The sequence below is a fragment of the Amycolatopsis sp. NPDC033938 genome, from assembly GCF_055575975.1.
The window spans coordinates 1-10102 of sequence record NZ_JBVIRO010000040.1 but is presented as its reverse complement, the minus strand read 5'-3'; the positions used below and the strand labels follow the sequence as shown (position 1 = coordinate 10102).

Here is a 10102-nt window from a genome sequence, read left to right as displayed (position 1 = left end):
CACGCCATGGGCAAGCTCCAGCCTGCCGGCACGCCACAACTCCTGCGGGAGTTCAGGAAGAAAAGTCTCGGACACCCCTCAATAATACCAAACAACGATCGAACATGTGTTCGTAATTTTACGTAACAATGAATCGGCGCATTGACCACTGAAGGGTGATAGCACCAGATGAAGCAGCTACTGCTCGCGAAGCCGCGTTTAGTCGACTTAATGCGGCAGGCGGACGTGAGTGGCGACCGTTCATTGTGGCTCGCGACCACCAAAGCCTCTGGTAGGCGCTGCAATTTTGAGCGACATTGAACTGTGCGCATTGATCACTGAAGGGTGATAGCACCAGATGAAGCAGCTACTGCTCGCGAAGCCGCGTTTAGTCGACTTAATGCGGCAGGCGGACGTGAGTGGCGATTCGAGCTAGAGCGAACCCTCCTTAGGTGCCTGCTCGTGGCCCGCGGCGGAGTACATGATGGCCCCCCTCCTTGCGCCTAGGTACAGGACGGGGTCCTTCATGTACTTGGGGAGCGCGTGAAGGGCTCCTTGAGGGACCCAGAGTCCCTCAAGGAGCCCTTCACGGACCGGCCGCTACCGAGACCACGCCCACCCGAGGTACCGAAAGCACCCATGGCCAGAGCACGACCACTCACGGAAACGCTCCCCAAAAGCGCTCAAATTGCGGCAAGTCACCGAGGCACAACCTGTTACCCCTCGCGAAGCACCCCATCGGCCAACCGCACCCGGCGATCCACTTTGATCTCCCGCAGGAACCGCTCATCGTGGCTCACGACCACGAAAGCCCCTTGGTAAGCACCCAGCGCGCTTTCCAGCTGCCCGACACTGACGAGGTCGAGATTGTTCGTCGGCTCGTCCAGCAGGAGCAACTGAGGTGCGGGCTCGGCGAACAGCACGCACGCCAAAGTGACCCGAAGCCGTTCGCCGCCCGAGAGCACGCCGACGGGAAGCTGGCTGCGCGCGCCCCGGAACAGGAATCGGGCGAGCAGCGTCATCCGCTGCGATTCGGGCAGGCCGGGGGCGAACGTCGCGAAATTCTCGGCGATGGTCCGGTCCAGGTCGAGCAGATCCAGTCGTTGCGACAGGTACGCGATCCGGCCCTCGGACCGTTTGATCACGCCACCGGACGGTTCGAGGTCGCCGTTGAGCACCCGCAGGAGTGTCGATTTTCCGCTGCCGTTGCCGCCGGTCAGCGCGATCCGCTCCGGGCCGCGGATCGTCAGGTCGACGCCGTCGCCCGCGAACACGTTCCGGTCGCCGTAGCGGACCTGGATGCCTTCGCCGTGGAACATCGTGCGTCCCGCCGGGACATTGGTGCCCGGCAGGATCAGCGCGATCTTCTGGTCGTCACGAAGGGAGCGCTCGGCCTCGTCGAGGCGGGTCTTCGCTTCGCTCACCCGGGCGGCGTGCGTCTCGTTCGCCTTGCCCGCGGACTCCTGGGCGTTGCGCTTCATGGTCCCGGCGAAGATCTTAGGCAGACCTGCGTTGCCGAGGTTGCGGGCCGCGTTGCCCGCTCGTCGCGCGGCGCGTTCGCGAGCTTGTTGCATCTCCCGTTTCTCGCGTTTGACCTCCTGTTCGGCACTGCGGACGTTGCGCTCGGCGACCTCCTGCTCGGCCTTCACCGCCGCTTCGTACTGGGTGAAGTTCCCGCCGTGATAGCGCAGGTCGCCGCGGTCGAGTTCGGCGATCCGGTCCATCCGGTCGAGCAGTTCGCGGTCGTGGCTCACCAGTAACAGGCAACCGGACCAGTCTTCGAGTACGCCGTAGAGCTTGTGACGGGCGTCGAGGTCGAGGTTGTTGGTCGGTTCGTCCAGCAGCAGGATGTCGGGCCGCTTCAGCAACTGTGCCGCCAGCCCGAGAGAGATGATCTGCCCACCGCTCAACGTGCGCAGGCTCCGGTCCAGCGCGATGCCGTCGAGACCGAGCCGGTCGAGCTGGGCGCGAGTGCGTTCCTCGATGTCCCAGTCGTTGCCGATGGTGGTGAAGTGTTCTTCGCTCGCGTCGCCCGACTCGATGGCGCTCAGCGCCGCGAGCTGCGGCGCGATGCCCAGCACCTCGGACACGGTCAGTTCGCCGGTGAGCGGCAACGACTGCGGCAGGTACCCGAGCACGCCCTGCGTGGACACGGTTCCGGTGAGGGGACGCAGCTCGCCGGCGATGAGTTTGAGAAGCGTGCTCTTGCCTGCCCCGTTGGGCGCGACGAGCCCGGTACGGCCTCCGGGCACGGTGAAGGACAGGTCGTCGAAGACCGGCGTGTCGTCCGGCCAGGCGAAGGACAGGGCGGACACGACGACGAAGGCGTCTGACATGGAGAAAGACCTCGCGGAGAAAGCGGGCGCCTCAAGGCAGCACCGCGGTGGACGTGGCGTTGAGGGGACGACAAAACGGCCACGTCGGCGCTACCGCCGGTGGCCTGCCAACTCCGGCTCACCCGGAGATGTCGTCTTCACCTGCCACGTCTGGTCTCCTGTTCGTTGATCAGGTCCGTCTCCACGATAACAAACCCGGCCGACGCGCGCCTGGGGCGCCGGTGGGCCGAGCGGGGTGTGGCGAATGGCCGAGTGTGCTGTCGCAAGGATTCCTCGCTGCGGATTCCGATTTATTTCCGGGGAATGGCCACGCTTCCGGAACCGGTCCCCGAAATTGATTGTGGTGTGGATCATATCGATTGAGGGGGTGCTGGAAACACGACATCGTTTTCGCGGAATCCCTTGAGTCGAGAGGTTTACCGATGACGCTGAGGTCCAACTCCCGAAGACGAATCGCCGTCCCCACCGCGGTGGCGGTAACCGCGCTGGGAACGTTCGCCGTGGCAGCCCCATCGGCGTACGCCGCCGAAATCGCCGTTCCCTGCGACTCCGCCGCGCTCGTCCGCGCCGTCGCCGAGGCCAACGCGACGACGGTGCCGGATACGTTGTCCCTGTCGGCGAAGTGCGTCTACACCCTCACTGAACCCGCGGATGCAACCTGGAACGCCGGACTGCCCGCCATCAAGGGAAAGCTCGCGATCAAGGGCTACGACGCCACCATTGCCCGCGCCAAGGACGCGCCGCGGTTCGGGATCATCGCCAATCGCGGCGAGCTGAGCCTGGACAAGGTCACGATCACCGGCGGGCATACGCGGGACGGTGCCGGTACGAATGCCTATGGCGAGGGAAACGCGGGGGAGTCCGGTGGCGGGATCCAGAACTGGGGCCCGCTGACCATCACCGACAGTGTCATCACCGGCAACGCCACAGGTTCGGGGGCGGCCGGTGCCGACGCGACCGACGCCACCAGTGCCGGTAGTGGCGGTGGCGGAGGTTTCGGCGGCGGTATCGCCTCCTACAGCTTCGCGCGGGTCGCGATGACGATCACCGGGAGTTCGATCACCGGCAACGCCGCCGGGGCAGGCGGCCGAGGTGGTGACGGGATCGGCACGAAGCCGGGTGGCCGGGGCGGGCCGGGTGGTTTCGGCGGCGGCGTCGAACTCACCAGCAGCACCGTCCTGCGACTGACCGGCAGCGTCGTCTCCGGTAACAGCACCGGAGACGGCGGCAAGGGCGGCACGGGTGGCGGCGAACGCGGCGGAGCCGGAGACGGCGGTAGCGGTGGGACGGGCGCGGGTGTGTTCGTGTCGAACTACGCGGGTTCACCGCTGGAGCCCGCCATCGCCGGCACCGAGATCACCGGAAACTCGGCGGGCCGCGGTGGTGACGCCGGTGTCGCCGGACCGGGCGGGTATTCCGGTTATGCCGGCTACGGCGGCAGCGGTGGCGGCCTCGCCGTCTTCCACGACACGCTCACGCTCGTCGGCGGGAAGATCGGCGACAACGCGGCGGGCGAGCCGGGGTCCGGCTCCTTCCCGCTGCCCGCCTCCGGTGGTGGCATCTACACGCTCGACGCGCGGGTCACGTTGACCGAGGGGGCGGTGGTGAGCGGTAACCGGCCCGACAACTGCTACCCCGTGGCCGACGTACCGGGCTGCGTCAACCCCTTCCGCGCCGCCGGTTTCCCGGATCGCCGCGGGCCCGACGCCATCGCCGTCGCGGAACGGGCCGCGTTCGCGGCTCGCGGGAACAAGTGACCTGAGATCGTCGTGAAGGGTCGTTTTCCGGTCCCACTGCCGGAAACGACCCTTCACGACCCCAGCCGGTGGCTCAGCTCAAGCCGTTGAGGCTGATCGCCCTGGCGTACCAGAGCGCGCTCTGCTTCGGTGTCCGCCGCTGCGTCTCGTAGTCGACGTGCACGAGCCCGAACCGCTTGGCGTACCCCTCGGCCCACTCGAAGTTGTCGAGCAGCGACCAGTAGAAGTAGCCGCGCAGGTCGACACCCGCTTCGATCGCCTCGTAAGCGGCGCGCAGATGCGAGTCGAGGAAGGCGATCCGGTCGGTGTCCGCGACGTCCCCGCCGATCAGGGCGTCCGGGTAGGAGGCGCCGTTTTCGGTGATGTACAACGGGATCTGCGGGTAATCACGGTGCACCTGCAGCAGGCATTCGGTGAGCCGAGACGGCTGGACCTCCCACCCGGAGTCGGTGCGCGGCGCCGCTTCGTCGGGGACGAAGTGGACGTCGGGGACGCCGAGCCAGTCGGGTCCGGCAGGCTCGCTCCCGGGCCGGGGAGTACCCGCGACCTGATAGCCGCGGTAGTAGTTGATGCCCAGCCAGTCGATCGGGGCCGCGATGGTCGCGAGATCGCCTTCCCGCACGAGCGCTTCGATGCCGAGCGGAGCGAGATCGGCGAGCATGTCGTCGGGATAGCCGCCGTTCAGCACCGGGTCGAGGAAGAGCCGGTTCTGCAGGCCGTCGATCCGGCGCGCGGCCTCGACGTCCACTGTGGACGAAGGGTCGGCGGCGGATACGGGGTACAGGTTCAGGGTGATCCCTGACGACGCCGCCGGGGCGTGCGCTCGCAGGACCTCCATCGCGAGCCCGTGTCCCAGCAGGAGATGGTGCGTGGCGGCGACCGCGGCTTCGGGTTCCCGGCGTCCGGGAGCATGTATCCCGCCCGCGTAGCCGAGCATCGCGGCGCACCACGGCTCGTTCAGGGTGGACCAGTTCGCGACCCGGTCGCCCAGCCGCGAGACGATCGTTTCGGCGTACTCCACGAAGCGGAAGGCGGTCTCGCGCGAAGTCCAGCCACCCTCGTCCTCCAGCGTCTGGGGGAGATCCCAGTGATAGAGCGTCGCCCAGGGCGCGACCCCGGCTTCGAGGAGCTTGTCGACGAGCCGGTCGTAGAAGGCGAGCCCTTGCGGGTTCGGCGCGCCGCCGTCGGGCCGGATCCGCGGCCAGGACAGGGAGAACCGGTACGCGCCGAGGCCGAGCTGCCGCATGAGGTCGACGTCTTCGGCGTAGCGCCGGTAGTGATCGGCGCCCGGTTCGCCGGTGTCGCCACCGACCACGGCGCCGGGACGGCGCGCGAAGACGTCCCAGATCGAGTCGGTCCGGCCGTCGGTGGCGGTGGCGCCTTCGACCTGGAAGGCGGCGGTGGCGGCGCCCCACACGAATCCGGGCGGGAACAGCAGCGCGGTCTTCGCCCGAACACTGTCGGGTTGAGTGGACATGGTCACCCTTTCACGGCACCTTGCATGATCCCGGCCACGATCTGGCGGCCGAGGAGGAGGAAGACGATGAGGATCGGGATGGTGGCCAGGGTGGTCCCGGCCAGCACCAGTGAGTAGTCGACGTAATAGCCGCTCTGCAGCTTCTCCAGTGCCAGCTGGACGGTGGGATTGCCGGCGTCCAGCACGACGAGTGGCCAGAGGAAGTCGTTCCACGAGGTCATGAACGTGAACATCGCCAGGATCGCCGCGGCCGGGCGGACCGCGGGCAGGCAGACGTTCCAGAAGATGCGGATCATGCTGCATCCGTCGACCCGTGCCGCCTCGATCAGTTCGTACGGCACGGCGTCCAAAGTGTACTGACGCATCCAGAACACACCGAACGCGGTCACCAGGTTGGGCACGATCACCGACTGCAGCCCGCCGGCCCAGCCGAACTCCGACATCGCCATGAACAACGGGATGATGCCGAGCTGGGTCGGGACGGCGAGGGTGATGACGATGAACACGAACAACCCGTTCCGGCCGCGGAACCGCAGTTTGGCGAACGCGAACCCGGCGAGCGAGGAGAACAGCACCGTGGTCAGGGTGACCGTGCCGGAGACGATCAGGCTGTTCCCGAGCGCTTTCCAGAACGGTACCGTGTCGAACACCCTGGCCGCGTTGGCGAAGAAGTTGCCACCCGGCAGGAAGGGCGGGACCCGTTCGGTGAGCATGCCGCTGTCCCGGCTGGCGACCAGGAACGACCAATAGAACGGGAAGAGCGAGCCCAGTACGAAGATCGCGAGCACGATGTAGGTCGAGCGGCGTGGTTTGCCCAGCGCGGAGACGCTCCGCTTCAGCCTGCCGTGCGCAGGTCCACTGGTTTCGAGTCCACTGTGGAGTAGGGTCATTTCTTCTTCACCGCCGGGGTCCGGGCGAGCCTGCCGGTGAGGAAGAAGTTCACCAGCGCGATCAGCACGATGATCACGAACAGCACCCACGCGATGGCCGAGGCGTAGCCGAGTTCGTAGTTCTCGAAGGCCGTTTGGTACAGGTACAGCGTCACCGTCTGGAACTGGTTGGACGAACCGCCGTTGTTCGATCCCGGCATGGCGTCGAACAGTTTGGGCTCGGTGAAGATCTGCAGTCCACCGATAGTCGAGGTGATCGTGACGAAGATCAGCGTCGGCTTCAGCAACGGCAGGGTGATGCTGAAGAAACGGCGCGCCGCGCCGGCGCCGTCGATGAGGGCGGCCTCGTGCAGTTCCTTCGGGACGGCCTGCATGGCCGCCAGCACGATCAGCGCGTTGTATCCGGTCCAGCGCCAGTTCACCATGATCGCGATCGCGACGTGGCTGCTGAACCGGCCTGCCTGCCAGTCGACCGGATCAAGACCGATGGTCTGCAACATGCCGTTGACCAGGCCGTACTTCGGTCCGAACAGGTTCGCGAAGATGATCCCGAGAGCCACCAGGCTGGCGGCGTAGGGGAGCAGGATGCCGACGCGCCAGCCGGTCGCCCCGCGCAGCCTGCTGCTGAGCAACGCCGCCAGTGCCACGGCGATGATCAGCTGGGGAACGCTGGAGAGCAGGAAGATGCTGACGGTGTTCTCGAGCGCGTTCCAGAACTGCGTGTCGGCGAACAACTCCTTGAAGTTGTCCAGCCCGATGAAGTCCGGATTGTCGTCGCCCGCCTCCCAGCTGAACAGCGACACGTACGCCGTGTAGAGCAACGGGAACAACCCGACGATCCCGAACACGATGAAGAACGGGGCGATGTAGAGGTAGGGCGAGACCTTGACGTCCCACCTGCTCAGCCGGTGCCGGAGGGTGGGCCGGGGCGACTTGCGCACCCCGGCCTTCCTCCCTTCCGGCGCGATCTTGTCGACGACGGTCATCGGTCAGCGCGTGATCTTCTTCGCGGCGTCGAGCAGTTGCGTCCAGCCCTCGTCGGCGGACTTGCCCTGTTCGACGGCCTGCAGCGCCGGCGTCGACGCGTTCTCCTGGATCTGGCCGTCACCCGGGCCCTTGTACTGCGGCTTGGCGACCTTCTTGGCCTGCTCGGCGAAGAGCTGCCCGACCTTGGTGTCACCGAAGTAGGCGTCGGTCTCGCTCAGCAAGACCGGGTCCTCCAGCGCCTTGACCTGGCTGGGGAAGGTGCCCTTGGCCTTGAACGCCTTGAGCTGCTGTTCGGGCGCGGTCAGCCAGGCGGCGAGTTCGGCCGCCTCCTTCGGGTGCTTCGACTGCGTCGGCACGGTCAGGTACGAACCGCCCCAGTTCCCGCCGCCACCGGGGAAGGCCGCGGTGACCGCCCACTTGCCGGCGTTCTCCGGGCCGGAGTGCTCCTTGATGACGCCGAGCATCCACGCCGGGCACACCTTCGTGGCGAAAGCGCCCTGCTTGAAGCCGGAGTTCCACTCGTTGCTGAACGCGGTCAGCTTGGCGGACTGTCCTTTCGCGACGGCTGCGGTCACCTTGGTCCAGGCGTCCTTGATGCCCTGGTTCCCCTCGAGCGCCAGCTTGTCGTCGTTCCCGATGTAGCCGTTGGGAAGCTGGTTGACCATGGAGTTGAAGTTCTGGGCGGCCGAGTCGAACCACGCCTTGCCGCCGGTCTTGGAGACGTACTGGTCGCCCGCGGCGAAGTAGCTGTCCCAGGTCGCGAACAGCGGTTTGACCGCCTCGGGATCGGTCGGCAGGCCCGCCGCCTGGAACATGTCCTTGCGGTAGCACATCGCCAGCGGCCCGATGTCCGTGCCGTAGCCGATGACCTTGCCGTCCTTGGTCTTGGCCGCTTCGTACTTCCAGGGGAGCCAGCGGTCGGGGGAGGCGTCCGCCGGGCCGATCTTGGGCAGGTCGTTGAACTTCGAGCCCTTGTCGAGGACGTTCGACAGGTGCCCCTCCTCGACCGCGGTGACGTCGGCGAGGCCGGAACCCGCCGCCAGCTTCGTGATCAGGTCCTGGTGGTACGGCCCGCCCTGGCCGGTCTTGCGGTGGGTGACCTTGATGTTCGGATGCAGCCGTTCGTACTCGGGAATGAGGTCCTCGTAGCCGAACTCGGTGAACGTCGCCAGCGTCAGCTCGACCTTGGCGTTCGGGTCGGACGCGGCGGGTGTCCCGCCGTCGTCGCTCCCGCACGCCGTTACGCCGAACGCCGTAATCGTGATACCCAGTGCCAGCACCAGGCCGTTCCGGATGCTTCTCACGTGTCAAATCCCTTGCCGATGGGGAGGAACGCCCGCCGTGTGACCCAGAAAGTGGGAGCGCTCCCAGAGGATGCGGAGAGTCTGTCGCCACCCTTTGGTCGTGTCAAGGGCTTGTAATAAGAGCGTTTCCATCAGGGGAGCGCTCTCAGCGTTTCGGCCGTCGGAGATTAAGCTGTCGGTGTCCGGGTGGTGCTGAAGAGTGAAGGTGACGCGGGTGGGTCCTCGACCAGGGGAAGACGAGCGGCCGACGTTGGAAGACGTCGCCGCGTCCGCCGGGGTCAGCCGGTCGACGGCTTCTCGCGCGCTCAACGACGACGGCTACGTCAGCGCCCGTTCCCGGGAGAAAGTGCAGGCCGCGGCCCGCGCGCTCGGCTACTCCCCGAACCAGGCGGCCCGGTCGCTGGTGACCCGGCGGACCGGCGCGGTCGCGGTCGTGCTGTCGGAACCGGAGGCACGGCTGCTCGACGACCCGTACCGCACCGCGGTCATGCGGGCCGGTTACCGCGAGCTGGCCGACATCGGCTGCCAGATGGTCTTGATCTTCAGTGACACCCGCGAGGACCTCGACCGCACGGTGCGGTTCCTGGACGGCGGGCACGTCGACGGCGCACTGGTGTTCGCACCCCACCGCACGGACCCGCTGCCCAGGGCATTGCGCCAGCTGAGGATCCCGGTGGTGTACGGCGGGCAGGCCGCCGGGCTCAAACGCGGTGTCCACGTCGTCGACTTCGACAACGAGGGTGGCGCGAAGCTGGCGGTCGCGCATCTGGTCAAGGCCGGTCACCGCCGGATCGCCACGATCGCGGGACCGCAGGACCAGAGCGCGGCGATCGACCGCCTCTCCGGCTGGCGCAAGACCCTGCTCGACGCGGGACTCGATCCGACCGACCTGGTCGAGGAGGCCGACTTCACCCTGACAGGCGGCGCGAAGGCGATGTCGAACCTGCTCAGGCGGCTTCCCGACCTCGACGCCGTCTTCGTGGCCAGCGATATGATGGCCCTCGGCGCCCTCCGGACGCTGCACGCGGCCGGACGGCGGATCCCGTCCGACGTCGCCGTCGTCAGCTTCGACGACAACGCGACGCTGGCTCCGGAGATGGATCCGCCGCTGACCTCGGTGCATCAGGACCCGCGCGAACAGGTTCACGCGATGGTGGAGACGCTGCTGGCGGTGATGGACGACCGGGATCTCAAACCCCGTCAGCAGATACTGCCGGTCTCCCTCACCCATCGCGCCTCGAGCTGAACCGCGGCCTGCAACGGAGCGCTTCGGGCCGGGTCGTGAGTGGCGATTCGGGTTCTAAGAGCCTGTTCCTAAACCTGTGGTGTGTCGTGTTGGCATAAGGGTGGGCTCCTGGTAGCGAGGGAGGTG

The 10102-nt window shown here is 66.9% G+C and carries 7 protein-coding genes; 2 read left to right on the top strand and 5 right to left on the bottom strand.

Annotated features, from left to right (window positions below; translation table 11 throughout):
* Positions 1 to 695 precede the first annotated feature (695 nt).
* Complete coding sequence (abc-f, locus tag ACZ5ZX_RS41535) at positions 696 to 2315, bottom strand: ribosomal protection-like ABC-F family protein (protein ID WP_465507508.1); 1620 nt, start codon at positions 2313 to 2315, stop codon at positions 696 to 698.
* Positions 2316 to 2737: 422 nt separating this feature from the next.
* Between abc-f and ACZ5ZX_RS41530 the strand changes: the two genes are divergently transcribed.
* Positions 2738 to 4072 carry a hypothetical protein gene (locus tag ACZ5ZX_RS41530; RefSeq protein WP_465507507.1) on the top strand — a complete coding sequence of 445 codons (1335 nt, stop codon included), beginning with the start codon at positions 2738 to 2740 and terminating at the stop codon, positions 4070 to 4072.
* A 73-nt stretch (positions 4073 to 4145) separates the two neighbouring features.
* Here the strand turns inward: ACZ5ZX_RS41530 and ACZ5ZX_RS41525 are convergent, their stop codons facing one another.
* From ACZ5ZX_RS41525 to ACZ5ZX_RS41510, 4 genes are read right to left on the bottom strand one after another with little or no spacing between them, the layout of a single operon-like run.
* A complete protein-coding gene (locus ACZ5ZX_RS41525; protein ID WP_465507506.1) occupies positions 4146 to 5555 on the bottom strand; it encodes a GH1 family beta-glucosidase in 1410 nt (469 codons plus the stop codon).
* The gene (locus ACZ5ZX_RS41520) at positions 5552 to 6439 is read right to left on the bottom strand and encodes a carbohydrate ABC transporter permease (RefSeq protein ID WP_465507505.1); all 888 of its coding nucleotides are present in this window, start codon (positions 6437 to 6439) and stop codon (positions 5552 to 5554) included. The genes ACZ5ZX_RS41525 and ACZ5ZX_RS41520 overlap by 4 nt, the downstream gene beginning before the upstream one ends.
* A complete protein-coding gene (locus tag ACZ5ZX_RS41515) occupies positions 6436 to 7425 on the bottom strand; it encodes a carbohydrate ABC transporter permease (protein ID WP_465507504.1) in 990 nt (329 codons plus the stop codon). Before ACZ5ZX_RS41515 ends, ACZ5ZX_RS41520 begins: the two co-directional genes overlap by 4 nt.
* 3 nt (positions 7426 to 7428) lie before the next feature.
* Entirely contained in the window at positions 7429 to 8730 is a 1302-nt protein-coding gene (locus ACZ5ZX_RS41510; RefSeq protein WP_465507503.1) for an ABC transporter substrate-binding protein, read from the bottom strand.
* Between the two features lie 199 nt (positions 8731 to 8929).
* On the opposite strand from ACZ5ZX_RS41510, the gene ACZ5ZX_RS41505 reads away from it, so the two are divergent.
* Positions 8930 to 9976, top strand: a complete 1047-nt coding sequence (locus tag ACZ5ZX_RS41505) for a LacI family DNA-binding transcriptional regulator (RefSeq protein WP_465507502.1) — start codon at positions 8930 to 8932, stop codon at positions 9974 to 9976.
* Positions 9977 to 10102: the final 126 nt, after the last annotated feature.

What these genes read in the sequence shown, in the direction of transcription:
- ACZ5ZX_RS41530 (WP_465507507.1), top strand. Translation starts at nt 2,738, where the DNA reads ATGACGCTGAGGTCCAACTCCCGAAGACGAATCGCCGTCCCCACCGCG.
- ACZ5ZX_RS41520 (WP_465507505.1), bottom strand. Translation starts at nt 6,439, where the DNA reads ATGACCCTACTCCACAGTGGACTCGAAACCAGTGGACCTGCGCACGGC.
- abc-f (WP_465507508.1), bottom strand. Translation starts at nt 2,315, where the DNA reads ATGTCAGACGCCTTCGTCGTCGTGTCCGCCCTGTCCTTCGCCTGGCCG.
- ACZ5ZX_RS41515 (WP_465507504.1), bottom strand. Translation starts at nt 7,425, where the DNA reads ATGACCGTCGTCGACAAGATCGCGCCGGAAGGGAGGAAGGCCGGGGTG.